This window comes from Desulfosporosinus sp. HMP52 (assembly GCF_000765145.1).
In the GTDB taxonomy this organism is placed as follows: Bacteria; Bacillota; Desulfitobacteriia; order Desulfitobacteriales; family Desulfitobacteriaceae; genus Desulfosporosinus.
Map to the genome: position 1 here is coordinate 1 of NZ_JMGA01000053.1, position 25798 is coordinate 25798.

26 protein-coding genes and 1 pseudogene are annotated in these 25798 nt (G+C 39.0%); 25 read left to right on the plus strand and 2 right to left on the minus strand.

What is annotated here, in order from left to right; translation table 11 throughout:
• Positions 1 to 119: 119 nt before the first annotated feature.
• The 9 genes from DP73_RS23725 to DP73_RS18040 all read left to right on the plus strand — a co-directional run bounded on the left by DP73_RS23725 (position 120) and on the right by DP73_RS18040 (position 7351).
• Entirely contained in the window at positions 120 to 941 is an 822-nt protein-coding gene (locus DP73_RS23725) for a hypothetical protein (RefSeq protein ID WP_205623412.1), read from the plus strand.
• Between the two features lie 196 nt (positions 942 to 1137).
• Positions 1138 to 1578 carry a hypothetical protein gene (locus DP73_RS18005; RefSeq protein WP_034601423.1) on the plus strand — a complete coding sequence of 147 codons (441 nt, stop codon included), beginning with the start codon at positions 1138 to 1140 and terminating at the stop codon, positions 1576 to 1578.
• Positions 1579 to 1831: 253 nt separating this feature from the next.
• Positions 1832 to 2185 carry a hypothetical protein gene (locus tag DP73_RS18010; protein ID WP_034601425.1) on the plus strand — a complete coding sequence of 118 codons (354 nt, stop codon included), beginning with the start codon at positions 1832 to 1834 and terminating at the stop codon, positions 2183 to 2185.
• A gap of 74 nt (positions 2186 to 2259) precedes the next feature.
• The gene (locus DP73_RS18015) at positions 2260 to 2523 is read left to right on the plus strand and encodes a DUF3986 family protein (protein WP_034601426.1); all 264 of its coding nucleotides are present in this window, start codon (positions 2260 to 2262) and stop codon (positions 2521 to 2523) included.
• A 33-nt stretch (positions 2524 to 2556) separates the two neighbouring features.
• Entirely contained in the window at positions 2557 to 2835 is a 279-nt protein-coding gene (locus DP73_RS18020) for a CPCC family cysteine-rich protein (protein ID WP_034601429.1), read from the plus strand.
• Between the two features lie 397 nt (positions 2836 to 3232).
• Positions 3233 to 4243, plus strand: coding sequence for a recombinase family protein (locus tag DP73_RS18025; protein WP_052090826.1), 1011 nt, complete (start codon positions 3233 to 3235; stop codon positions 4241 to 4243).
• On the plus strand, positions 4233 to 5456 hold the full coding sequence (locus DP73_RS18030; protein ID WP_242865801.1) for a recombinase family protein: 1224 nt from the start codon (positions 4233 to 4235) through the stop codon (positions 5454 to 5456). Before DP73_RS18025 ends, DP73_RS18030 begins: the two co-directional genes overlap by 11 nt.
• Positions 5377 to 6810: a recombinase family protein gene (locus DP73_RS18035; RefSeq protein ID WP_052090828.1), complete on the plus strand. Its 1434-nt coding sequence runs from the start codon at positions 5377 to 5379 to the stop codon at positions 6808 to 6810. The genes DP73_RS18030 and DP73_RS18035 overlap by 80 nt, the downstream gene beginning before the upstream one ends.
• A gap of 124 nt (positions 6811 to 6934) precedes the next feature.
• The gene (locus tag DP73_RS18040) at positions 6935 to 7351 is read left to right on the plus strand and encodes a hypothetical protein (RefSeq protein ID WP_034601430.1); all 417 of its coding nucleotides are present in this window, start codon (positions 6935 to 6937) and stop codon (positions 7349 to 7351) included.
• A 324-nt stretch (positions 7352 to 7675) separates the two neighbouring features.
• Here the strand turns inward: DP73_RS18040 and DP73_RS18045 are convergent, their stop codons facing one another.
• Positions 7676 to 8287 carry a hypothetical protein gene (locus DP73_RS18045; protein WP_052090830.1) on the minus strand — a complete coding sequence of 204 codons (612 nt, stop codon included), beginning with the start codon at positions 8285 to 8287 and terminating at the stop codon, positions 7676 to 7678.
• Positions 8288 to 8539: 252 nt separating this feature from the next.
• Here DP73_RS18045 and DP73_RS18050 point away from each other — a divergent pair, with 252 nt between their 5' ends.
• The 13 genes and pseudogenes from DP73_RS18050 (at position 8540) to DP73_RS18100 (ending at position 20819) form a co-directional block, all read left to right on the plus strand.
• Positions 8540 to 8992 carry an SMI1/KNR4 family protein gene (locus DP73_RS18050; protein WP_034601432.1) on the plus strand — a complete coding sequence of 151 codons (453 nt, stop codon included), beginning with the start codon at positions 8540 to 8542 and terminating at the stop codon, positions 8990 to 8992.
• A gap of 170 nt (positions 8993 to 9162) precedes the next feature.
• On the plus strand, positions 9163 to 9690 hold the full coding sequence (locus DP73_RS18055) for a hypothetical protein (protein WP_034601433.1): 528 nt from the start codon (positions 9163 to 9165) through the stop codon (positions 9688 to 9690).
• 239 nt (positions 9691 to 9929) lie between these two features.
• Complete coding sequence (locus tag DP73_RS23180) at positions 9930 to 10331, plus strand: barstar family protein (protein WP_034601435.1); 402 nt, start codon at positions 9930 to 9932, stop codon at positions 10329 to 10331.
• Positions 10332 to 10541: 210 nt separating this feature from the next.
• Positions 10542 to 11360 (plus strand): hypothetical protein, encoded by an 819-nt coding sequence (locus DP73_RS18065; RefSeq protein ID WP_034601436.1) that lies wholly within the window; start codon positions 10542 to 10544, stop codon positions 11358 to 11360.
• Between the two features lie 118 nt (positions 11361 to 11478).
• Complete coding sequence (locus DP73_RS18070; protein WP_034601438.1) at positions 11479 to 11997, plus strand: hypothetical protein; 519 nt, start codon at positions 11479 to 11481, stop codon at positions 11995 to 11997.
• A gap of 89 nt (positions 11998 to 12086) precedes the next feature.
• Positions 12087 to 12767, plus strand: coding sequence for a DUF4304 domain-containing protein (locus tag DP73_RS18075; RefSeq protein WP_034601440.1), 681 nt, complete (start codon positions 12087 to 12089; stop codon positions 12765 to 12767).
• A gap of 667 nt (positions 12768 to 13434) precedes the next feature.
• Positions 13435 to 13593 (plus strand): SHOCT domain-containing protein, encoded by a 159-nt coding sequence (locus tag DP73_RS22815; protein WP_081963091.1) that lies wholly within the window; start codon positions 13435 to 13437, stop codon positions 13591 to 13593.
• A gap of 418 nt (positions 13594 to 14011) precedes the next feature.
• Positions 14012 to 17128 carry a PAS domain S-box protein gene (locus DP73_RS22155; RefSeq protein WP_052090832.1) on the plus strand — a complete coding sequence of 1039 codons (3117 nt, stop codon included), beginning with the start codon at positions 14012 to 14014 and terminating at the stop codon, positions 17126 to 17128.
• Positions 17129 to 17584: 456 nt separating this feature from the next.
• A complete protein-coding gene (locus tag DP73_RS18085) occupies positions 17585 to 18022 on the plus strand; it encodes a MarR family transcriptional regulator (protein WP_034601441.1) in 438 nt (145 codons plus the stop codon).
• A gap of 204 nt (positions 18023 to 18226) precedes the next feature.
• A complete protein-coding gene (locus tag DP73_RS18090; RefSeq protein WP_034601443.1) occupies positions 18227 to 18868 on the plus strand; it encodes a class I SAM-dependent methyltransferase in 642 nt (213 codons plus the stop codon).
• A gap of 57 nt (positions 18869 to 18925) precedes the next feature.
• Positions 18926 to 19084: pseudogene (locus DP73_RS24040) on the plus strand (IS91 family transposase); the annotation flags it as partial.
• A 398-nt stretch (positions 19085 to 19482) separates the two neighbouring features.
• Entirely contained in the window at positions 19483 to 20310 is an 828-nt protein-coding gene (locus tag DP73_RS18095; protein ID WP_034601446.1) for an ion transporter, read from the plus strand.
• A 182-nt stretch (positions 20311 to 20492) separates the two neighbouring features.
• Complete coding sequence (locus tag DP73_RS18100; RefSeq protein WP_034601448.1) at positions 20493 to 20819, plus strand: TfoX/Sxy family protein; 327 nt, start codon at positions 20493 to 20495, stop codon at positions 20817 to 20819.
• Between the two features lie 30 nt (positions 20820 to 20849).
• Here the strand turns inward: DP73_RS18100 and DP73_RS18105 are convergent, their stop codons facing one another.
• Positions 20850 to 21149: a zinc-ribbon domain containing protein gene (locus DP73_RS18105; protein ID WP_034601450.1), complete on the minus strand. Its 300-nt coding sequence runs from the start codon at positions 21147 to 21149 to the stop codon at positions 20850 to 20852.
• A gap of 626 nt (positions 21150 to 21775) precedes the next feature.
• Between DP73_RS18105 and DP73_RS18110 the strand changes: the two genes are divergently transcribed.
• Genes DP73_RS18110 through DP73_RS18120 form a run of 3 tightly spaced genes read left to right on the plus strand, consistent with a single transcriptional unit; the run spans position 21776 to position 25534 of the window.
• On the plus strand, positions 21776 to 23326 hold the full coding sequence (locus tag DP73_RS18110; RefSeq protein WP_052090837.1) for a spore germination protein: 1551 nt from the start codon (positions 21776 to 21778) through the stop codon (positions 23324 to 23326).
• Positions 23326 to 24426 carry an endospore germination permease gene (locus DP73_RS18115; protein ID WP_034601451.1) on the plus strand — a complete coding sequence of 367 codons (1101 nt, stop codon included), beginning with the start codon at positions 23326 to 23328 and terminating at the stop codon, positions 24424 to 24426. Before DP73_RS18110 ends, DP73_RS18115 begins: the two co-directional genes overlap by 1 nt.
• A complete protein-coding gene (locus DP73_RS18120; RefSeq protein WP_034601452.1) occupies positions 24416 to 25534 on the plus strand; it encodes a Ger(x)C family spore germination protein in 1119 nt (372 codons plus the stop codon). Before DP73_RS18115 ends, DP73_RS18120 begins: the two co-directional genes overlap by 11 nt.
• The last annotated feature ends 264 nt before the right edge of the window (positions 25535 to 25798 follow it).

The window sequence follows — 25798 nt, forward strand, 5'->3', positions numbered from 1 at the left end:
AATTTTCATTGACAATCAACACTTAGTTCGTCTATTCTGCTAAATTGGAGTTTAGATGAACCAGCTACGGGCTACCGTAGAGACGTTATGTGAAACAACCTATCAGGAGGGAACTTTAGGTGAAAGAAAAGGTTTGGGTTTATGTTCCAGAAACTAATAGGAACCTCCTTGAATCCTGGTCAACTAACTATGCATATGACACAGTTGACCTTGAATTGGGCAATTGTGTAGCCTATAGTTTTTTTACCCACACATCAGAGTACCATTCGTTAATGAACTTTCTCCAAATAAATCAAATCAGCTTTAATATCTTCAGAAGGGTGTACAGATTTACAAAAATAGAGATTGAAGAAGCTGAGATTTTGGTAATGAACTTGGATGAGGATGCAAAAGATGCGGAGAATTTAGACCCAACGTATCGAAGGTGTGATGCGTGTAATCACAATGTAACTCTTAAAGAACGGTCATCACTTCATGTTGAATACAAACGTATAAGAAAATTAGACATTACCACGCCATATAATAGCCACGGCGTTGAGATAATTGTGTCTGAAAGAATGAAAAGGATTCTCCAGCAGGAAGCGATAAGTGGAGTTGACTATGGTCCTGTGTTTCAGCTTGGAACTGACCGTTCACCGATTGAAGGTTTCTATCATTTGAAACTACAAGAAGGAATAGGCCCAGTAGTTGAACCGTCTATTGTAGAGAAGAAAAATCTATGTGATAAATGTGGATTCTATGAAAATTATTTTTGTAAGACATTGCTATACTTTAAACGGGACTCGTGGCAAGGTAAGGACATTTGTTTTACACGGGATTGGTTTGGTGGGCCACCACGTTCACAGGGAAAATGTCTAATAGTTTCTAACAAAATGTATAAGGTACTTATCCAAAACAAAATCAAATATATCTATTTTCAACCAGCGTTCTTAATTGATTAAATATTTGTGGGAGGGTCGCATCACAAACAGAGTTTTCTAAACTTGGAATAGATGAAAGAGTTTGGGGCGCGTGGGGAATCCCACAGACCGTTATGTTAAACCGTTAGGTCTGAAAACTTGTATTAGGGTGTTTAATGTTTAGATAGTATAAGTATAAGTGTAAGAGCAGTATATATAGTAAGTCAGGTGAACTAATTTGAAAAAATTCAATGTAATTAAACCTATTACGGGTAGCTTTTTTGCTTTTGCTTATTTTGGTTTATTTGTTATGTCTGTATTATTTTACATACTTATACCAGATTTCATTTTTCTTGTTCTACTTTTAGGAACATGTGCATCTTTTTTATATTTTAGCTACAAACTTTTATTTCAGAAAGTAACAATAAGCAGTCAAGGTGTGAAGTATAAAACCCCATTTACAAGTTATGAATTAATATGGAAGGATATTAAAGCGGTCGGAGTTGCTGATTTCAGTTTTTTAGCTAGTAGAGCCTCTTGGATATACTTTTCGGAACAAGATAAACGCATAGACAATATATCAGGAATGAAGACTGCTCCAGCATTTATTATGATGAACTATAGAGAACCCGTAATTAGTGAGATTAAGAAGTATTGGCACGGTGAGATTTACTATTAAAATAAGTTAGTTAATAAGCAAGATAATGCACGTAGGTATTAATCACTGCTTCACATATATAGAGGGGTTGCGACATCGGAGAGAAATATGAATGTAATAAACCGACGTCGCAACCCTCCACAAGCACCGAACTTCGCATTGTTCTTAAACTCTACAGTGAAGATGCCATCCCACCTCTAATAAGTGGACGGTACTCACGACATTTTGTCCTAGTAAGGAAATTGACCACAATTCAAATGGAGGAAAAGTCAAGATGGTTGATACAGGATGTAGATGTGAAAAGCCGACAAAACTTTTAAGGATGGAGGCAGACTTTTCGGCCGACCCAATATGGTGTGATATTTGTAACTTTAATCTTGATTTACCTAAGTTACCTTTATCCTTTGAGCTAAAGAATGAGTTGATGAAGTGGATATTGGAATATGGTAAATGGTTAGATTTGAATACTGACAAATTAGTAAACCGTGCGTTTGAACTTCAGAGAGAACATAACGAGTGGGGCTTTAGGTTGTTTCTCAAAGTTGAGAGTGAGCTAGGTAATCAATATTGCATTAGATTTTCTCCTTCCACATCTGTTGAAACGTACATACAGAGAGATTTGTTCTAGGTGGCCCTAAAAATTGGCGATACAATTCATTCTTTATAGTGACGGTTTGTTAATGATAGAATGGGGGCAGTTTAATGTCAGAAATTTCTCATTGGCATATTGGATATTATGATAACGGTTATTGTATCGAAGCCATAGGATTTGAAAATGATAATGAGAGTTGGGATGTATATTATCCAACTGATGAAAAGGATAAAGATTTATTAAAGTTCTTCCCAGCAGAAAGAGACAGTGTTTTAGGGATGCTTTTGTTTACAGTTAGAAATCATGATGAAGGTTTATTAAAGTTTAGAGAATGGGTAGAAAATGAATATTTACCCGTTTTAGAACAGTCTTAATTTCGTAACGTTGTTAGGTCAAGGGGAATATGAATGAGAAAATATACTTGCCCTTGCTGTGGTTATAAGACCCTTGATAATAAACCACCTGGGACATACGATATATGTCCAATCTGTTTTTGGGAAGACGATTGGGTGCAATTTGATGACCCCGATTACAAAGGGGGAGCAAATGACCCCTCTTTGAGAGAAGCTCAAAGAAACTTCCAGACAATAGGTGCTTATGATGAGGGTTCGTTAAAGTTTGTTCGAAAACCGAATCAAGATGACGAAAAAGACTTAGAATGGAAACCTCTTAATTGGGATAACTAAATGAAACTTAGGTCTTCCCATTATTCTTAAACCCAACAGTTAAATTGTGGCCCCCCATAGTGCTACGCTACGTCGCTTTTGGATTTGCCTTGAAACTAAATTGAAATGGCTGAGGGGGATGGCAAGAAGTCAGAACGGATTCGCACTTCTGAAGAAATTGCTTCCTAAATTAAAATGCACCCCCTTTTCAATTTTGCACCCCCCTAAAAGCAAATGCACCCCCTTTGAAAAAAGAGTGGGTGCATCGTTAATTTGTATCAAAGATTGAGTCATTAGACAAGAAGAGTCCCGGTCAATTTCAGAAAACGTTACATGGGGCCAGCGCAAGCGTTTTGCAGATGGTAAAGTGAGCCTCCCTTATAGGCAATTCCTTGGCTACGAAAAAGGAGAGGATGGTATGCCGAAGATTGTGGAGTCGGAAGCAAAAACCGTCCGCTTGATTTATAAGCTCTTCCTTGAAGGGAAAACACCGAACGGCATCGCCAAGTTTCTCACTCAAAGCGGTATTCCAACACCCTCAGGGAAAGCAAAGTGGCAGGTGAGCACAGTCCAAAGTATCCTTACGAACGAAAAGTACAAAGGCGATGCGATGCTACAGAAATCCTATACTGTCGATTTTCTGACCAAAAAGAAGAAGGTTAATGAAGGAGAAGTGCCTCAGTATTATGTGGAAAACTCTCACCCGGCCATTATTCCTCCCGAGACCTTTGAGTTGGTCCAGGAAGAGTTCAAGCGGAGGAAAAGTGCCGGGACCTATACCAGTGCGATCAATGGCTTTGCCAGCCGGATCGTTTGTGGGGACTGCGGTGGTTTCTACGGGCGAAAAGTATGGCACTCGGGCAGCAAATATGCCTCAACAATCTGGCAGTGCAATAAAAAGTTTAGAAAGAAGGAATTCTGTTCTACGCCGCATCTAAAAGAAGAAATCATTAAGCAAGCCTTTATTAAAGCGTTTAACAGCATGATTGTAAATAAGAACACCTTATTAGAAGGCTACACGGTTATCATCGCTGAATTGACCAACTGCAAGGCACAAGAAAAAGAAGGCGCTCAAATCGACGAAGAGTGTGCAGCGATTGAGGCGGTGATTGAAAAGTTGATAGCCGAAAACGCCCGTAAAGCCATCGAGCAGCAGGAATATCATCGTAAATACAACGCCTACGCCAACCGCTATAACGAACTGCAAAAACGTCGGCAGGAATTGAATAACGAGATCGCCATGTGTACTGCCAAGCGGAACCAGATGAAAGCCTTTATAAAGGAACTGAAAAAGCAGGAGCAACTGCTGGCTGTGTTTGATGAAAGCCTATGGTGTGCAACTCTGAGTACAATGGTGATTAAATCAGAGCACGAAGTGGTCTTTCAATTTAAAGATGGAACAGAACTCCCTTGGACCATTGAGTCGTAAGCGAGGTAATACTATGAGTACAAGAAAGGTCATCGAAATCCCTCGTCAACGAAACCCATTTCTCAAGCCTCTAAAACTGAGGACCTGCGCATATGTCCGGGTCTCAACGGAACACGTCGGTCAACTCAATTCGCTTCAGAATCAGACGGACTATTATGAGCACCGGATTCGCTCTAACCCAGACTATGAATACAGCGGCATATACTCAGACTCTGGAATATCCGGTGCCAAGGAGGAGCGTCCTGGGTTTCAGGCCATGCTGAAGGCAGCTAAGGCGGGAGACCTTGACTTGATTCTAACGAAGTCCATCTCCCGCTTTTCCCGAGATACCGTGACACTCCTTCAATCTATCAGAGAGCTTAAAGAGGCCGGGGTGGCTGTGATCTTCGAAGAACAATCAATTCATACTCTAAGCGCTGAAGGAGAACTAATGCTAAGTGTCTTGGGAGCCATCGCTGAAGAAGAACGCAAATCGGTCTGCAGCAATGTGCAGTGGGCCATGCGCAGTAAATTCAAAGCCGGGGAGGTGATGGTCGATACCAACCGTCTGCTCGGCTACGATAAAGACGAACAGGGCAACCTAGTCATCAACGAAGAACAGGCCGACATCGTCCTCCAGATTTACCGGCTTTATCTGGAGGGGATGTCGGCCTATCGCATTGCCCAAGTACTCAATGAACAGAGTGTCCCAACTTATGCCCAAAAGGAGTGGAAGTCAAGCCGAGTCATCAGTATTATCTCCAACGAGAAGTATCAAGGAGATTGCCTCCTGCAAAAGAGCTATATCGCGGAGAACGGTAGGCAACGGATCAATCGGGGACAAAAAGAGCAGTACTATGTTCGAGATAACCATCCCGGCATTGTCAGCCGCCAAGACTGGGAGGCAGCTCAGGCCATACGGGAGGGCCGCAAGACAAAGTTCTCCCCGCTAACGGGAATGCTTAAGTGCCCGTACTGCAGCGCCAGTCTGATCCGCGTTGTCCATGAAGGTCGATGGGTCAGTTGGATCTGCGCAACCTATATGCAGAAGGGGAAGTCCGTTTGCCGCGGGATGCGGATACCAGATAAAACACTGCAGGAGCTAATGAAGGACATGCCGATTACAGAGGCCATGGTTGTGGAGGAGATAAGAAGTGAAAGCCCAAAAAAGAGGTCCCAAAAGAATTTCCGTCTTATACCCGCTGTCGAGAACAGCAGAGGAAAAGGCCGCTGATGATGAAACGAAGAAACTGAGGGTAGCAGCGTACTGCAGGGTTTCTACGAACAGTGAAGAGCAACTGTTAAGCATTAACAACCAGATCCAGTACTACGAGAAGTACATCAACGAAAATCCCGGCTATACATTAGTAGGTATTTATACAGATCAAGGCATTTCCGGCACAGATATGCGCAAGCGAGATGCCTTTATGAGGCTAATGGAGGACTGTAGAGAAGGGGCCGTCGATAGGATTATCACCAAAAGTGTCTCCCGCTTTGGCCGGAATACTTTAGATGCACTGAACAGTATCCGGGCGTTAAGGGCTATTGGGGTCGATGTGTATTTTGAACGAGAAAAGATACACACCATGAAAAGTGAAGGCGAATTGTTGCTGACGCTAATCTCAGCAGTGGCACAAAACGAAAGCCTGGTGTTATCCGGGAATGTTAAGTGGGGAATCCATCGCAAATATGAGCGTGGACTTATCCAGAGCGTCCCGTGCGGCAAGTTCTTAGGCTATGACAAAGACAATCGAGGGAATCTTGTTATTAATGAAGCTCAGGCTGCCATCGTGCGTCGAATCTACCAGGAATTCTTGGATGGGTATGGCTACCACACCATCGCAAGGCGACTTACGGAAGATGGGGTTCTCACGGAGCGTGGTAACAAGGAGTGGAGCAGTAGTGTGATTAAGAAAATACTCACCAATGAGAAGATCAAGGGAGATACATTGTTTCAGAAGACCTTTAACGCTGAGCCTTTAACCAAGAAGAGGGTTAAGAACAAGGGAGAACTGCCGCAGTATTATTATGAAGACACCCATCCGGCGATTATTGACAAAGATACCTGGGAGTGTGTGCAGCTGGAATTTGAGCGGCAGGAGCAGTATAAGAAGGCTCATTTTATGAGCAAGTACCATTATAATCAGAGCCAGAAGTATGGCTTTGTAGGAAAAGTAATCTGTAAGCACTGTGGGCGTACATATGTCATGCGAGAGTCAGCACGTACCAAGGACCTGGGTAGGCAATATTGGCGCTGCTTAGGATTTAGAGCAGGTCGGTATAAACCGCTGGGACTGGACGATTGCCAATTTGAAGTAAGGATTGATGGGGATCTATCGGAACGTGCCTTCATTAAGGCTTGGAACGAGCTGGTGGAAAACCGGATACTTTATGAAGATATACATGGAAGCGATGCATTGATTAGGTATCGGGTAAAAGAACTTAGACATTTGGTTGAGGAAATAGGCCGGATTGAAGGGTTCTCATATGAACTGATGCTCAAGACACTGGATCATATATTAGTAGGAAACGATAGCACGGTAGAAGTGATTTTCCTTGCTGGGAGAAGAGTTGAGGTTAGGTTTTAACGCGATGTCGATAACTGAGTTCAAAAGCTGAGACCTTCTTTTGGAATCCAGCAATTGGATCTTTAGCATAATGTGCCCCCCATGGGGCATGTTTTAGTTATTATTATTTTTAAAGGAGCCAATAATGATTTTCGATAGTTTTAACCAAGTCCAGAAGGCTAGCATTATCTCAGCGTTGATTTTCTTGTTGGTAATTATAGTGTCATGGGGTTGTATGAAAGCACTTCGGAAAGGAGTTCGGACGAGGATTATAGCAATACCCTTTGGTCTGGCGCTTATTCCATTTACAATCTGGGGGATACTTGAGTTTTTTAAAGGTAATAGAGACTATTTTGGGTTAGTTATTCTAATCATTTCTCCAGCTTTGGTCTATTTTGGAACAGCTAGTAAGTTGGGAGATGTTCAAATACAAATCGAGAAGGAAAACAAAAGATTAGAGGCTATGACTTCGAGAGAAAGGTTAATAAGGAATATCTTAATATACGGATTTTTAATAGCAGTTATGTTTCTATGTGCCTTAATTCCTATGATTATACTGTAATACCATTAGTAGGATAATGCGAAGGTGATTCGCCAGCAATAATACAATTAACGTTTAATACTTCTGTAATTTAAGAGTTATAACTTGAATAACGAGAGCCACCTTATCCCAATCGGAATGAGGTGGCTTCAATAATGATAACTCACGCATCTTTTTATAAGGCTGAATAATATGTTCTGCAAGAGCCATCGATTCTGGTTAATGAGCCACTTGAAATTAGGGAACTTACACCGTAACAATAAATAAAAAAGAACTAATTTCTCAGTCCTTGTGACAGATTATTCACACGAAGTTGGATGATACATTCAAAGAATTGAGCATGGCTTACTGAGAATACATTTGTACGTTATGTTCAAATTCCGAATAAGTCGGTTCGGGAGTATTATAGATTGACTTATTTGTTATTGTTTTATTAGCTGTGTTAGGATTTCTGTCGAAGACAGAAGAATCTGCTAACGATACAATGGCTTGAGCTGTTGTTGCTCCATATATTATATTTGCTAAAATTGAAATGTAGAAACTGCTTGATTTTCGAGCCTTCAAAGCAAACCATCCTCTATTTTGACCAAACTCGTAGAGAATCAACCAAGAACCTAATCCAATCATTGAACCTTTAATTAAATGATGGTCTTTTCCTGTTTTCTGCAAATACCAAGTGACTAAACAACCTAGTGCACCCCCTGTTATTACATGCATGAACTTTCCAATGATAAAATTCTCTCTGCGGTGCGTTCTAATAGGGTGAAAAATCATCGAGCCAGACAAATGTCCATAAAGCATTTCATGTTTTCCTTTTAGCCATGCAATAATATCGAATGTATCCATTGCTAAAACACCTAGAGTTCCACTTATCAATCCTAAAATAGTTGTGTCTTTGATACGAGGGATTTTCTGGTACAAGTTTAATATCATTTGAATAGATTTTATGAATTTCATTTTTACCCCTCCGTTTTAACAATTTAAATCTGATGTATTATCCACCACTTTTTATAAAGCTATGTAACCAATTATTGTATGTAAAAGAGGCAATTGTTAAGTCAAATAATAGAATAACATTGGTTAAGGAAGGCACTTTATTCTCCCTATTTATGATAATATAAGAATTTGAGTTTTTTTAACTTCCAGTTATTCTTAAACTGTCTCCTCACTTAATCTCATTAAGGCTTTTTGGAAGGATTGGAATAGGAAATGGAAAATACAAACAGTCAGCTTTATCCTAACCTTGGCATTAGCATAGAGCAAATAGGAGTTGCTGCTGATGCAATGGGGATTAAGTTCCAGGAACAATTGACAAGTATTTGGCAAATCTCAAATGGCATAGAATTACCAGGGGGATGGCTGTTTTATCCTGTGTTTGACAAATCGAACCCGCGAAAAACCTCAAATCATATAGTTTACGAAAATACAAAAGGTCGTTGGCCCTATATGTCTGACGAGTTTATTTCAATAGCAGGAAATGATACAGGTAATCAACTAGTAATAAAGAAATCTGGTTCAACCACTGACACGGAGATTTTTGTATGGAACCATGAAACAAACAAGATAAAAAAATGGAGCAAAAATCTGAATTATATCAAAGAACAAGCGATAAAACGTGTAGAAAAAGTTAATACACAAATTAAAAGAGGACTAAGCAAGTAATCATACGTTGGAAAGATGACTAAAAGTACATAGAATAATCACCCAACGTCCACTAATTCTTATTCGGGACCAATGTGGAATAAACAAAGGATGAAGCTTAATTATAAAGGTTAAAGTAAAAGGATTGAGGTTAAAAAATTCGTATCTTTGCTCCAAAGGAGATGGTCTGAATGAAAGGCAAAAATGAAGGTGGACCATACCCTATACCTTCTATTTTTTTTGCTAAATCAAGTAAGATTATAATAGGATTTATTATTTTTTTGGATTTAGATATTTTACTTTTATCAATTACTATTCCAAAACTTGGAAACTACGAAAATATTCATTTTGAAACTCAAGACTTAATATTTTTTGGGGGACTTTTTATCCTTCTAGTATTATCTCATTATTTATTTATAATAGGCCCATTTCTTAAGAATGAGTATATCGAACTGAATGAAAATTCAATAAAAATAAAGGTTATATTTAAGAAAGAAAAAGTCTATGATTGGGATAAAATTGAACATGCTGAAAGGGTTGCTGGTTATAGAGGGTGGACATTTTTTAAGATTACTGGAATAGAACCAATAGATAAATTATTTATAAAAACAACTACAATTAAAATCCCTTTAACAATGAAGTTTGCCAATATTTCTGAAGAAAGATTACTTCATACAATAGATAAAATGAAGGCAATGTCGGTATTTAAAACAGAATAATTCCTCGGTAGCCCAAAACAGGTGGAAAACCATGCCATTAAGATATTATGATACTGATGCTCTTTCGAATTAACAAAAATACTTCTCTTTGTCCTGGAACTTTGAATATATAAAAGCTGTATTGATAACGCTTAATGTTATGAACATTTTTCTTAAACCCTTCAGTGTAAATGATGCTGGCCACCTTGGTGTTGGACTGCATTCGAAGGTTAATGATTATATCATCGGGATGTGATTACATGAAGAGAAAAGAAATAACAATTAACGGAGATAATTTCAATGATGCCGATGGTTTCCGAAACGAAATAAATAGAGTCCTTACCATTGGAGAAGGTTCAACTTGGATGACATGGTATAACTTAGACGCATTTAATGATTTTCTCCATGGGGGTTTTGGGGTACACGAGTATGGCGAACCAATAAAACTCATATGGGAAAACGCCAATAAGAGTAAAAATGTTTTAGGACATAAGGCGGCAACCAGTTATTATGAGAACATTCTAAAAAGATGTCATCCCAAAAATAGGACTAAGTTAAATGAACTATTGGAAAATGCAAAACAGGAAAAGGGAGATACTTTATTCGATATAATTATCCATATAATAAAGGAACACGAGGACATTGAGTTATTACTAAGATAGATAAAAATCGGCAGATACAGACTAGGATGGACTACATAATACATAATCGCATTATTCTTAAACCCATCAGTATAAAAAAATACCGTCCTACCTCGGTGTCGGATGCATCGACAGTACCAATGCTAAGCAGAAATATGGATAACTTGGTTTTGAATTATTTAATGAAGAAAATAGAGGCACTATAATTTAGCATAACAAGGGTGATAATGAATGGCAAAGAATCTATTACACTGTAGCTTTAAGTCATTTGTCAGCTTAGGGAAAGACGAAATCACTGATTTGATAACGCATCTGGAACTAAAAGACTTAGTGCCTATTAAATATGGTCTTTCGGCAACTAGACCAAAGTTTGAATATAATTCATTATCGAAAAGTGATGTTGCTGAAGTTTGTATTTCACAGGGGCGTATAGCTATAAAAGGCAAAGTCTTTGTTATTGAATTAAGTGTAAGTGAATACTTCGCTAAACCACTTCTCCAAACATTAAAAATAGAGGTATCTAAGAAAACCGACCTGACGTTTATAACCACACTTGTTAATGACTTATTTGCTATGCTCAGGGCATGCTATGCGTTCGTAGATTTGAATTACAATGGGGATACCTACACGTCAGGCAGAAGTATAGAAGACTGCCTTGGAGGTTTTAGTTGGGTAAACATCTTCGGGAAACCATATATAGATTTATGGGGAAGGGATAAATTCTTAAATGCTCCCGCATTTGAAGTTCGGGATTACGATGATTTCATCACTGTGATGATTCAGGAGACTCCATTTCATACTTCCAAAGAGGTACAAGCAAAGTCTTCAGAATTAAAGCGCTATTTTGGTTTAGACTGTTTTTATAAGTTTTACTTAGAGAAAAGAAAAACCTCTTTTAATTCAATTAAAGAAATAATTGAGTACGACTTAGATAACAAAAAAAGCATTAGATATCTAGCCCCTGATTTCCACAGGTATTATAATTACCAATCAAATTCTAAGTGTATGTTTCTGGTTCAAAAAGAGGTGCTTGACAAACTAGACAATTAAATTATTAACTTCTGCTAATTCTTATACCCTTTAGTCATTTGTCGTCCGCGCTAATTCAGCGTTGAACAGCATTCGTAATACCAATTGGAAGTTTATCTAATGGAAAGAGGCATCCGCTATGGACATTGGATATGTAGCCGTAGAAACTTTTTTCCCCACTCATAGATACAAAGAATGGAGCAAACTTTTCCACATAGAAGAAGTTATTTCGTTTAATACTTTGTGTCCGAGGATATTAAGGTATATTGAGGATGGGTATAACTATTTGCCTGGAACGAGTTGGTTCAATGACATTGTCAACGATTTAGATTTATTATTAAGTAAACTGCAAGGTCGAAACGATTGCCAAATACTTGCCGTAAAAAGAGAACCAAAAAGTAATTGCGCCAATATCCAAATGGATAAAAGATTTAGGTTCTATGGATATGATTTGATTGATGATGTTAGAATAAGTGCTTTGACTAATTGCGGAGGGTTTGATAAGGCTTTTTTATCCGAAGATATTTCGGAATATGGGCTAATTAAAGAATTTGATAAAGCTAAACAAATTCAGTCCTTACTTCTTTCTGAATATCCTGATGACGAACATGCGTATTGTTCACTTTGGGCTATCTGGAAGATGGAATTTGAGGAATAGATGTGAACAATTAACTTCCGCAAATTCTTATTCGCGACTCAATGCAGGACAATGTAGAATATTGAATGTAACGATGGAGTTGGAATTTAGTGGACAGCAAGATGGTAAATAAAGCTATTAAACAGCACATATTTCCTTTGTTAAAAGGCAATGGTTTTGAAGTGTTTACTCAAAGAACAGCCTGGAGATATGGCACTAATAAAATTGAGACTGTCAATTTCCAGTCGTTTAATTCGTATTTAGCTGGAAGTCTCGGTTGTACAACATTTTCGTTTGCAGTTAATCTCGGAATCTACTTTAAGGACATACCAAATCAATTTGGTCACACCAACACCATTAAGGAAAGGGCTGGTTACCTGTGTCCCCAAGAATACGAGTGTCACTTTCGTAAGCCCTTACTTAAAAAGCTCGAACAAATAGAGCTTTCGAGGAAAAATGTATGGTTCATTGACCCTGAAGGCGCATATTTGGAATTAGCTCTTAACGATGTTAAGCAAGAATTGGTGAGTGCTGGTCTTGCTTGGTTTGAACGGTATGAAAATATGACCGAGGTTCTACGAACGCTTTTAGAAGATAATGAAGAGACTTTTGGGACACATGGTTTTGGACGTAAACCAAGTCCTATTAGAAGTTATCAAACGGGATATATTGCATTATCAATTGGTAATTATAAATTAGCGGAAAAAGCTCTTAAAGAAGCAATTGATTCGAATTGTTTTAAAATAGACAGACTAAAAATTGATTATGAGTCAATTAACTCTGCATTATAAAAGGTATTTAGTTCCATTGAAAATATTAACTTGGTCTTGACTTTTTACTGCTAATTATTCTTAAAACCTACAGTTAAATTGTGGCCCCCCATAGTGCTACGCTACGTCGCTTTTGGATTTGCCTTGAAACTAAATTGAAATGGCTGGGGGGATGGCAAGAAGTCAGAACGGATTCACACACCTGAAGAAATTGCTTCCTAAATTTTTAAAATGCACCCCCTTTTCAATTTTGCACCCCCCTAAAGGCAAATGCACCCCCTTTGAAAAAAGAGTGGGTGCATCGTTAATTTGTATCAAAGATTGAGTCATTAGACAAATAAGTACTCCATCTTTGATACAATTAGAAGAACATAAAAAAAGTCCAGCAATGCTGGGCTTTTCGGATTTTAAGGGAAAAAGCATCTTTTTTTTGTTTTATACACCATATCGTTAAAAATACACACCTATAGTAACTATTTTGCGATTTCTACCTTTTGCAAAAAGTAGTCCCAATAATAGGTGGGATAATCTCTGGGGGATTGACCTATGCCTCGATGAAACCAATGGGTACACGTTTAAGAGATACATGGTACCAATCAGTTGATAACTATAATAAAGATGATTTAAATCGAGACTTTCAGGAAATGAAAAGGAAATACCAGACATCATTGATGCAGAGTTTACTAATATGGAAGTTGAAGTTGGTAAAAGTTCGGAAATTAAGGAGAAGATCACTCCATTTAGTGTTGCCGACAAAATTCTGAAGTTTAAGCAGTTGTTAGATATGGGTGTTCTCACACAGGAAGAGTTTGACAGAAAAAAGCAAGAATTATTGATCTTAGAATAATATCTTTCGAGTCTCTTAATTAAATGTATTTGTCCGGGCTTTTCTAGAAAGATTAGAATGTTCTCATTCTATTCCCTTAAGAAGCTCGGATTTTTTAAGGTTTACTAACCGATTTAATAGATTAAGTAAATATTAATTAGTTGCTTACTAACCTCATTTTATGGGGCTTAAAGATTATTACAAGTACTATGTTTAGTCGCTGGAAGAATGTTCCTCTTGCTTGATGTCAATTATCCAGAAATATCTGTGGTAGAATTATAAAGATAGTAAGAGTGAACTTGTTCAGCCGAGCCGAACATCGAGGCTTGGTAGGTGATTTCTACCTCCTTCGTATATCGGGTAAAGGCTAGTCAATTAGTTTATAGGGTTCTCCAGTCTTCTCAGAATAACTAATTATACTAATAGGGCAGGTGTTAAAATGTCTGGAGACCAAGCTATACATATGGAAAAGAAATATATGGAACAAGACAATTTTAAAAGGATATTCGACTTAAACTCGGTTGCAATGATCGTTCTAAATAAAAAAGCTTTAATGTGTGAGATTAATGAATCCGCCTTACAATTATTAGGTAAGAAATACCAAGATGTAATTGGAGAAAGCTTCGGAAATGGATTTTGTTGTATAGGAAGCTTTGAAGACGAAAAAGGGTGCGGTTACGGCAAGCAGTGCCAGGACTGCAAACTAAGAGAAGCTGTGAGATTAGCTTTGAAGGAAGGAGCAACTACTAAAAACCTGGAAGTTAGTAAAGTGTTCATTCATGAAGGCAGTAAAGTTGAATTATGGTTTAAAACTAGTATTACTCCAATTATGTTAAAAGCTAAGCCAAATGTAATTGTAACATTCACAGACATAACTGACAGCAAAGAAAAAGAATTGTCAGCAGCTAATTCAAAGGAAGCCTGCCTGAAGATGATGGACAACTTTCCTACAATGGTATGGAGAGTCAATACTAAAAAGGAATGTGACTATTTAAACAAGGTATGGCTTGATTTTACCGGTTTTAGTGCTGAAGAAGTATTAGGTTCTGGTTGGATTAAAACCTGTCACCCGGAAGATACAGAGAGGTTCCTAAAAGTTTATAGTGAGTCCTTTGAAAAGTGTGTTCCTTACAAAGTTGAGTTTAGGATGCGACGATATGATGGGGAGTACCGTTGGGTTACTTCCATTGGCACTCCTTATTATAATTTGGATGATAAATTTGCCGGTTATATTGGGGCAGTTTTTGATATTACAGAAGAAAAAAAGGCCGAGGAAGGCTTGAAGCGCTACGAACTGCTTTTAGAAAAAGCGCGGGATATCATCCTGCTTATAGATAGAGATGGCCGAATAATGGAAGCAAATGAAGCAGCAGCTAAAGCTTATGGTTACACACAGGAGGGATTGTGTACCAAAACGATCTTTGACCTGTGTGGGGCAGATAATATGACAAAAGAACAGCTTGATAAAGTAGGCAATGAAGGCATCTTTTTTGAATCCGTTCACAGGAGAAAAGATGGAAGTACATTTCCGGTTGAGGTCAGTTCCCAAAGTGCTTATGTAGGAAACAAGCGTCTGTTAGTAAATATTATAAGGGATATATCAGACCGAAAAGAGACCGAATGTGCCTTAAAAGAGAGTGAAGAGAAGTTCCGTATTATCTTCAATGGTGCTGCGGATGCACTGTTTTTACAAACGTTTAGCATGGATCCTGATAAAATTGGCAGGATTATTGAAGTGAATGATGCTGCATGCAAGAGGCTAGGGTATACCAGAGAAGAATTAATTTCTATGCCGACATCGAGTGTCATTGCACCCCAGAATCGCGCTGAAGCCAAAACATATCTTAAACACCTTCAACCAAAATCAAGCATTACGATTGAAAATATTCATATCGCAAAGGACGGCAAGGAGATTCCTGTTGAAGTAAATATACACTGCTTTGAATTACAGGGAAACCAGGTGTGGCTTTCTATTGCCCGTGATATTACAGAAAGGAAGAAAGCGGAATATGAATTAATCAAAAGTAAAACTAAATATCAAACCCTGCTTATGAACATGGATACTGGTTTTGCATATTTCAAGGCATTTAAAGATGATTACAATAAACCTATAGATGCAATATACGTTGAGGTGAACGATTCGTTTGAGACGATAACCGGCCAAAAAAGGGAAGACATTGTGGGTAAGAGGGTCCTGGAACTATTTCCTGAATTAAAAGAGGAAGTTTACGATTTATTTAAAAAACTGACCGGAAATAGTATGGGTTATAGCGTTAAAATTAATGAATATAAGGTAAGAAAAAGAGATCGATGGTGCACACTGTACGCGTACAGCCCGGAGCCAGGTTATTTTGGGGTCATACTTACCGATATCACAGAAGATAAAAGATCATCTGAAAGGTTAAAAGCAGCAAAAGAGCAAGCTGAAGCAGCAAATAGAGCAAAAAGCCAGTTCCTCGCCAATATGAGCCATGAAATTCGGACACCAATGAACGGCATTCTTGGTATGGCGCAGCTACTCATCATGGATCTAAAGGATGAGAAGAAGGAAATGGCAAAAATTATCAAAACCAGTGGAGATAACCTTTTAACAATTATAAATGATATTCTCGATTTATCAAAAATCGAAGCAGGTAAAGTTGTTTTAAGCCAGGAAAGGTTTAGTATAAATAGGCTGGTTAATGAAGTTGATAATCTCATCAAACCCTTGGTCATCCGTAAAGGTCTTGAATATAAATCTCATATAGATGAGATAATTCAAGGAGATCTCATGGGTGATTCGGGCAGAGTTAAACAGATTTTGTTTAATTTGCTGGGAAATGCTATTAAGTTTACAGAACGCGGAAGTGTCGAGTTGACCATCACTAAAGGTAAAACCTTTAAGGATCGAGTACAGTTAGTTTTTAGCATAAACGATACTGGGGTGGGCATAGCTGAGGATAAAATCAGACAGTTATTTACTTATTTCACCCAGGGAGACGATTCAATAACCAAGAAATATGGAGGTACGGGTTTGGGTTTGGCCATTTCGAAACAGCTAATCAATATGATGAATGGCGAAATCTGTGTAGAAAGTGAGCCAGGGGTTGGGAGTAATTTTGTATTTTATGTTATTTTCATGGAGGCAACGGATGACAAATCCTTCGCTACCACTAACAAGGGAGATACTCCAACAATAGTTCTGCCCAAATTCTCGGCCTTGCTCGTTGAAGATGATTTTGTAAGTAGCGTGTTGATGAAGAAGCTTTGCGAACGAATAAATATCAATCTAAAAACTGTGATAAACGGCAAACAAGCAATAGATTTATTGAAATATGAGAGCTTTGATATGATATTTATGGATATCCAGATGCCCGATATAAGTGGCTATGAAACTACTAGACTTATTAGGGAAATGGAGAAAACATGTAATAAATATACTCCGATAATTGCTACCACGGCTTTTGCTTTAGTAGGCGACCGTGAAAAATGCCTTGATGCAGGGATGGATGATTATCTAGGAAAACCAATTAATGCGGAAAAGTTTTATGCTATCGTGAAAAAGTATCTAATCTGAAATTAAGGTTTTAGTTCCTTAATCCCATCACATAATATTTGCACGCTTCGTGTTATATCCCGACTTTGACAGTTGAGCAACGCAAAAATCCTGTAGAGCCAAAGGCTTGCAGGATTTTTGCGTTGCTCAAAAAGTGAGTGATGTTTTCTGTTTCTATTTATTTGTGTCTCGAAAAATTTTTCATTAAGGTTGACGCGTGCTCATAGATCATGTTTATAGCTTATGCAAATAATTATAGTAAAGGCAGCATTTAAAAATTACTCTTGTACTTTCTTAAGAGGGCAACCTTCGGAGTAGATATTTTATGAATTTTACCAAGAAGTTAAACATGATAGACCTGTTTGTAAGGGGTTTTTGGGGTTAGTGTTATAGTCTAGTGAGGGGAAGGAAGTTGTCAAAAATATAGTTGTAATTGCAAACTATTACATGATACAATAGTTGCAAGAGGTGATTACTATGAACTTTTCAGATCCGCCAATGCAGTTGCGGGAAATGATTAGACTACTGGAAAGAAAACTCGGTGTTTTGGAGGACAATCAGTATTCATGTTGCGGAATATCAATGGCACAGTGCCACGCTTTGGTTGAAATTGGTCGTATAAAAGATATTTCTTTAAACGAACTGGCTGAACAATTAAACCTTGAAAACAGTACCATGAGTCGGACGGTTAATAATTTAGTAACGAATGAATTGGTTAAGCGAGAGATAGACCCGCAAGACAGAAGGTATGTAACAATTTCACTTTCTGAAAACGGGGATAAACTATTTAAAGGTATTGAAGAGGAAATGAATCAATATTTTACGAAGGTATACAATTCAATTCCAGAAGATAAAAAACAGCAAGTACTTGAAAGCTTACAGATATTACTTGAAGCCGTAGGGATAAACGACTAATTAAGAAATTGAGTTATGGAAGGGAAGGGTTTATTATGTTGTCTATTTTATTGTTCATAATTCTATTTGCTACAGCTATTGCTATCATGGAACTTCTTGGTACAGATAATAGAGAAAAAGTAATGAATGACTTTTGTAACATGGAATGCAAACAGAGTATTAAAAATAAGTATAAGTTTTGTTGTTAGAAAGTAGGTGTGTTATATGGGGAGTAAAGCTTATTTCGCACAAGTAGCCAATCAATGGGATACAATGAGCCAAGGTTTTTTTTCTGATGCAGTAAGACAGAAAGCTTATAGTCTTGCCGCAGTTGAAGAAGGAAAATTAGCTGCAGATATAGGAACTGGAACTGGGTATCTCGCAGAAGGTTTGATTCATAATGGTTTAAGGGTTATTGCAGTTGACTGTTCTGAAGCAATGCTAAATCAAATGAAGCAAAAATTTGCAGATATTAATACTATTGATTACCGCCAGGGAGAAGGGGAAAAATTACCCATAGATAATGATACTGTAGACTATGCCATGGCAAATATGTATTTACATCATGTGGAAGATCCCTTTATTGCAATAAAAGAAATGGTACGTATCTTAAAGCCAGAAGGAAAGTTGGTTCTCACTGATTTGGATCAACACAATTTCGAATTTTTGAGAAAGGAACATCATGATCGATGGATGGGTTTTACGCGCGAAGATGTAAAACAATGGTTGCTAAAAGCAGGTTTAAAGAACGTCTCTATTGACTGTGCAGGTGGAAATTGTTGCGCAAGTTCTAAACTTGGTTGTGATAACGCGAGTATTAGCATTTTTATCGCCTATGGCGAAAAGCACCCAATAGAAAGATGTTAAGAGCATACCAATTTGGTTTATCATCAGCCACGTAATATGACCGGGTGGCTATATCTAAATAAGCGCATTACCAACATTGAAAAGGATGCGGTGTCCTTCAAATGGCGGGACTACAAGGACAATAGCATAAGACACTACAGTTTGCTTGGCAACCGCAACAAGACCACTAAGATCAAGCTTTGCAAACAACTTACCCATACGCCTTTACTGATGTGAGAGAATGCTTCAACCTCCAACTTATCAGAAACTGATCGGGAAATATTTGGCTAAATCCCTAAATGTGGATCGGAAAATGTCCTTGGGGCTTAGATTGTGCCTAGGCGTCAAATATTAAATGAGGACTCACTGCTTTAAGATTAGTGAAAGCGTATATCGGCTTGGTAAAGAGTATGAAAGATTTGAGTGATTGTTGGGTAGATTAAGACTAAAAAATGAAGTTAGTCGGTATATCCGATGATTTTGATCCTTGAATGTACGTCTTTTTTATTACATTCTAAAAACATGGAGGATTTTAGCAATTCTTGAAGAATCTAAGTGGGGAACAGTCTATACTGTCACACCAAACTCATTCACGTGATTTAACTAACTAAAGGCTAAAAATGAGGATAGACAAAATGGGGCAAGACCAAAAGAACTTATCATTGAAAGAAAAATTATACATAGTTATTTTCCAGGCGAATACCAGGGCTGGGCGGGCTTTTGATGTTGCACTTCTATGGCTCATACTAATAAGTATTACCTGTATAATGATGGAAACTTTGCCGAATCTGTCAAAAAGTTATTTGGAATACCTTTATTGGATTGAATGGGTGATAACAATCCTCTTTACGATAGAATACATCACCAGAATATTGATTGTAAGAAATAAATTAAAATATCTAAAAAGTTTCTTCGGCATCATAGATTTGCTTGCGATTCTACCAGCATATCTAAGCATTTTTATTGCTGGAAGTCAGTTCGCTTTGATCTTAAGGGTCTTTCGATTGTTGCGGGTTTTCCGAATCCTAAATCTTGGCAAGTATGTCGGTGAATCTTATTCATTACTAAATGCACTAAAAGCCAGCCGATATAAAATCACCGTTTTCCTTGAAGCCGTCTTGGTTGTCGTTGTAATCGTGGGGACACTAATGTACTTGATTGAGGGAGAGACCAGCGGCTTTAATAGTATACCTGCGTCGGTATACTGGGCAATCGTAACGCTCACAACAGTGGGTTTCGGTGATATTACTCCGATCACACCACTTGGGAGGGTGGTTGCATCATTGCTGATGCTCCTTGGCTATGGCGTAATCGCAGTTCCTACCGGTATTGTCTCTAGTGAACTGGCGAGAACTAGATCAGGGAAGGCTAACTGGCGAATCTGCACAAGCTGCAGTACAATCACTGAAGATGAAGGGGCAAACTTTTGTAAAAATTGTGGACTGGAACTAGAAAAACGATAGGTCTAAGCCGGACTTTACATTAGAGAAGTAAGTGATTATGTTTGACTTAATATATCATCTTCAAGAAGGAAGAATAGGGTTAGGGTTGCTGTCATCAGAAGGTCTTTGAGCTCTAAATCAGGAATGCTGATCAATTATTGAAGGTAAGAGTAGAGGCAGATGAAATAGACGGGAGGTGTGACATGGCTACCAGTTCGGATTTTATAGAGTATGTTTGTGAACAGATCTCGGGAGCAGGTACAATCAGATATAAAAAAATGTTTGGCGAGTATATGGTCTATGTAGAAGAGAAACCTATTCTTCTGGTTTGTGATAATACAGTCTATGTAAAAATTCTTGATTGTATCAGGGATAAAATGGAAGAGGCGCAAAAAGGCTTTCCTTATGACGGCGCAAAGGAGCATTATATATTGGATATTGATAACAGGAACTTTAGCAAAGAGATTATATCCCTGCTGTTGCCCTTCATCCCTGTTCCTAAGCCTAGGAATAAAAAAAGACCTTCTTAGGAATTACCCCAAGAAGGTCTCTCTTAAATTTTAGTAACGGCTGCGTGGCGTGAAGCAATCGCGGCAATATACCGGTTTGTCGCCACTGGGCTGGAAAGGTACCATTGTATCTACGCCACATGAAGCGCAGACCGCTGGGTACATTTGGCGTTCTTGGCGTTGGTAGCCGCCGCTGTTACCGCGAGTTTGTTGCTTTCTTGCTGCACGGCAGGAAGGACAACGGCCAGGCTCGTTGGTAAAGCCTTTTTCTGCGTAAAATTCTTGCTCCGAAGCCGAGAATACAAACTCAGCACCGCAATCTTTACAGGTTAACACTTTTTCTTCAAACATAATAAAAACCTCCGATTATTTAATTACCCGCAACTAATAAGGAAGTGTCATTGCTTCCCAGTGCTTTAGGCAACAAAAGAAGGTTTTTGCAAAATCCACTATTTATTTAACGGACTTGTTTACTATACTAGTAATTTGATCATAAGTCAATAAATTGTTTGGCCGTTGCTAAGGCAAAAAATCTTATATTTCCAGTGTCGGTGAAGTTATCCTTTAGATTAGTTTTGATCGATCTAGTTATAAGTTTGTTGAATTAGCCATAAACAAATTCGGGAATTTGATAAACTTACTGATTAGGTCAGGCCTCAAAAGCTAAGGGAAGACCAAAAAGTAGGGTGAAAATGCCCACCTGCGAGAGCAGGGTTAAAACCAAATAAGCTAAACGGCTTTGCGGGGAATTTATTTAATGATAAAAAAGTAATCCAGGGCGACAATATGCTCTGGATTTTTACTTATTTGGGCAAAAACAGGAGACCTTGGAATAGTTAGTATTTTCCTGTGAGTCAGTAGGGGGAGTCAGGAACAGGAAAAGAGCTGTCGAAGGCCAGAATCTAAGGGATAATCGGATTGAATACGGGTAAACTTACAATTGTTAAAGTAGTAAGTTCTATGAACGAGGGATCATGATGTTTAATTTAACTAGATTTAGGTTCTCCAATAAACTCCAACCTCAGAAAATAAAATCCATGATTTCTGACCATAAACCAATTTCCGGTACCGTTGAGGATATTTTAGTTAACGTTACAAAGTATACTGGTACTCCCTCAGATCTTATCATTCATCGTTTTACCACCGAGAACGGACTCGTAATGGCTGCAGTCTATCTTGAATCTCTGGCAGACATCAGCTTGCTAGGATCCCAGGTTATTGAACCGGTTAACAAGTTTATCAGAGAAAAAAGTGAAACTATCACAGCAGCTACAGTTGAACTACTGATATCAGCCTCTGTGATCGATTTATTTACGGATTTTAACGATGCGCTAGAAGGGTTGATGACGGGTCAAGCCTTACTTATTGTGCCCAATGAAGATAAAATTTTCGGCATTAGTCTTCCCGGATACCCACGCCGTCCTATTGAAGAATCAATTACTGAAAAAAACGTCCGAGGCAACAGGGAAGGATTTACTGAGGATATCAAAGATAATCTCAGTCTGATCCGACGTTGGATCAAAGACCCCAATCTGAGGGTTGAAAGCAAAATAATCGGGGAACGGACGAAGACAAAGGTGTTAATTCTCTATTTACTCGATGTAGCCAATCCTGATACGGTAGTGGAAGTGAACAAACGCCTAGAGAAAATCAGTATCGATGGGATCATCGACAGCGGTTATATCAGCGAAATGATCACGGATCATAGGTTAACCTTTTTCCCCCTGGTACAGGAAACAGAAAGGCCGGACAAAGTCGCCGCTTCGATTTTGGAAGGGCGGATTGCCATCATCGTGGATAAATCGCCCTTTACATTAATTGTGCCCGCCACTTCCAATGAGTTTTACCAAACTCCCGAGGACTATTATTTTAACTACTGGATCGGATCGTTCTTAAGGTTGATTCGCTTTATCGGAACTGCAATGGCAGTAACTCTCCCAGCACTCTATACAGCGCTCATCTCGGTTAATCCCGAGTTATTGCCTTCCTTTTTGATTCAGGTCGTTGCCTCCGGGCGGACCCAGGTGCCCTTCCCGGCAGTCATTGAAGTTTTTTTAACCTTACTGGTCTTTGAGATTTTTCGGGAGGCCAGTGTCAGGCTGCCGGCCAACATCAATATGATCATGGGGATAGGAGGGGGCATCGTTCTCGGCCAGGCGGCTATCAACTCCGGAATGATTGCCGGAACCACCATCATGGTGGTGATTTTCACGGCCCTAGCTTCCTTTTCCACGTCTAACCCGTCCAAAGAACAGGCTTGGCGGCTTGCTAGGTACTTTTTGTTTTTTGCCAGCGGAGCTTTTGGGATACTGGGGTTGTCAATAGCCGGGCTGCTGATACTGGCCCATATGGCAGGTTTGAAATCCTTTGGAGTATCTTACCTAGCGCCCTGGGGGCCGCCTTTGCCGGTGGACATGCTGGACGGCTTTGGGCGTTTACCCTGGTGGGCCAGCAACAGGAGACCACCCACCTACCGCCCGCAGCAGGAGGACAGATTAGGTAATACAGACAATGAGGAGGACGAGTAATGCTCAAGGAAACGACCGGAATCGGACCCGGTTTGCTTTTTAACATTATGTTTTCGTCACTTTACGGATATGGTGTAATAAGCTCTCCGTATGTAGCAGCAAAATATATGGGTTCTAACGGGTACCTGGGCTTTATTTTGGCCATTATGCTGGCTACTCCAGTAGTTTTATGTGCAGTTCGGTTGGGTAAAAGGTTCCCCGGTAAGTCAATCATCGAGTACCTCCCCTTGGTTTGCGGAAAAATAATTGGCAAAGGTATTGCTAGCTTCTTCCTGTTGTTTTTACTCATTATTACCGTATGGGCCACGAGGCAAATTGCCGACTTGAGTAATGGTTTTTTCCTAAACCGGACACCCCTCTGGGCTATTGCCATAATCCTTTTGTCTACTACGGCTTACATTTCTCACAAAGGAATTGAAGGTATAACTAGGTTGGCAGCATTTATTTTTCCGGTGGCGGTGGTATTCATTTTCCTGTCCGCAGTCTTCTCTTTTCAGGGGTTTAAGCTTGATTACGTACGACCAGTGTTTTATACCCAGGATTACCAACTGCCGTTGGGTGCTCTGCAAATGTTTTATATATTTTTCCCATTGGCAGCCTTGTTTATGTTTTATCCATACCTGACAAAAACGCAAAAAGGGTTTAAAACTATACTTGCGGCCGTCTTACTAGCAAGTACAGCCATACTAATATTTGTGGTCAGCGGGATAGGCACATACGGTGCGGCAGGTGTTTTGCGTTACTCCTGGCCTGTCATGGCACTTACTATGAAAGCAAACATACCTTACCTAATGCAAACTATAGGGCTCTTCTTTGTTGTCAGCTATTTTTCCCAAATCTGCTTGGCTATTGCAGGGTTATACTTTGCTTTGGCCCTAGCCACCACTCAGCTGTTGGGAATTCTTAATTATAAACGGTTTGTGCTGCTCTGGTTTCCGATTATTATGTTTCTAATCCTTGCTCCGCCAAGCGTTGTAGATATTCGTTTTCTGTCTGATTATCTACGTACTGCCGGTTTCCTTGTTGTCTTTGGGCTTCCATTATTGATCTGGCTTTTGGCAGCCTTATTGAAGAGAGGGGATACTTTCGGTGCGAAGTAAAATTGTCTTAGCGTTACTACTAAGCTTAACTGTACTTTTCAACGTGGGTTGCTGGGATGTGCAAGAAATCAATCGGCGTGTGTCAACGAATGCCTTATTTTTTGATGTGGACAACACCGGAAAAATAAAAATGGGCACTGTTTTTAGCGTGCCTGGCACATTATTGCCGCCCGTTATAGGAACTCAGCAGCAGTTCCAAAAACGAAATTATGTTATTACAGCGGAAGACAATTCCATTACCGATGCGTGGTCCAAATTGCAAGCTAAATCGGAAAGAGATATTTATTTTGGGCAGCTGAGAGCAATTGTATTAACTGAGAATGCAGCCCGAGGTGATATTAACAACCTGCTGGATTTTATCGGACGGATCCCGTATATACCTCCTAATACCACTTTGCTAGTCACAAAGGCTGATCCCAAGGAACTTCTGGACATGAAAAACGAACCCAATAATATACCGGGCAACTATGTGGATCTGTTTTTTCAGACGCACAGTAAAAAAACACTGGCTATACCTATTGACCTATGGAGAGTTTTGGCCCAGCTGGATAATAAGACATCCGACCCGCATATTCCTATGATAAAAGCTTCTGAAGGGAGTTACGACATATCAGGGACAGCGCTTTTCTCTAATAACCATTATGTAGGGGAACTGGACCTCGAGGAAACGAAAACACTGGCTATGATCCAGGGCTCTTCCACTGGCTACCTGACTGTCCCATTGAAAAAGGGTGATTATGTCGCCTTCAAGGATGTAAAGTCAAAAAATGATATTACTTTGGAACGTGACAATAACGGTAAAGTAACCTTTGGAATAAAAACCAAAGTTTCTGGAGCGATTGTTGAGACCAATCCCAGAAAAATGGAAATAACAGAAGAGGACAAAAATGTTATTATGAGTCATGCGGAAGCAGAAATTAACAAAAGGATTAGTAACCTGTTCGTTAAACTGCAGTCACTAAATTCTGACGCCGTTGGTTTAGGTGAAAAGTTTAGGGTAAAATACCCAGGAGAATGGCAAAAAAACAATTGGCACAAAATTTATCCCAATTGCCAGATTAATCTGGAGACTAGGTTTAGTATAGACCGTACCGGCCTGTTCAGGTAATAAGGGAATTTTGATTAAAACCTAGTGATTAGGGGGGAACTCCCTTGGCTATAATTAGGTACACTTTATGGGTACCTAATACCCTTTTCCAGTTAAGTCCAATAATTGGCCATAGCAGATTAATGATGCGATTACGATTATTAATAAGACTAAAGTGAGGCAAATAACCGCTCCAGGTAGGGTAATAAAGGAAATAGCGTTATAGCTCTTTTGGGGTGACAGGGGACATAGAGTGTATAATAATTGCGTAAAGGTTAGCCCCCC